The sequence below is a fragment of the Kocuria cellulosilytica genome, from assembly GCF_040981245.1.
Lineage (GTDB): Bacteria > Actinomycetota > Actinomycetes > Actinomycetales > Micrococcaceae > Kocuria > Kocuria cellulosilytica.
In genome coordinates, this window is the sequence record NZ_JAVFWZ010000128.1 from 1 (window position 1) to 532 (window position 532).

General features: G+C 66.5%; 1 protein-coding gene. It reads right to left on the reverse strand.

Annotated features, from left to right (window positions below):
- The coding region (locus tag RCG67_RS17330; RefSeq protein WP_368828055.1) for an aldehyde dehydrogenase family protein at positions 1 to 338 on the reverse strand (338 nt) is incomplete at its 3' end.
- Between the last annotated feature and the right edge of the window lie 194 nt (positions 339 to 532).

The following is a 532-nucleotide window of genomic DNA, read 5'->3' on the forward strand; positions in this document are numbered from 1 at the left end:
CGGGCGACCTCGCCGAGGGCGTCGTCGAGGACCTTGCCGTGCTCCGCGGTGATGATCTCGGCGAGCTCGCCCTTGCGGGCGTTGAGCAGCTCGCGGAAGGCGAAGATGACCTGGGTGCGCCGGGCGATCGAGGTGTCGCGCCACGAGGGGAACGCCGTGGCGGCCGCGGTGACGGCCTCGTCGACGGTCGCGGTCGGAGCCAGGGCCACGCGGGAGGTGACCCGGCCGCTGGCCGGGTTGGTGACGTCCGCGTACCGGGAGTCCGAGCCGGGGGCGGTGAGCTCACCGTTGATCCAGTGGGTGACAGTGCGGGTGGTGGTCTGCGTGGCGGTCTGCATGCTTGGTCCTTTCGAGCGAGGTGGAAGGACGACGCGACGGAAGTCGTGCGCTTTGTCTGACAATCAGTCTGCGCCCTGACCGTTCAGCGGTATAGAACCAAGCTGTATAAGAAAGCATCTCAGACCTTACAATGTGTCAATGCAGCAAGGAGATGAGCGTCCGAACAGGGGCGTGGTGGTCCACAGCGAGGAGC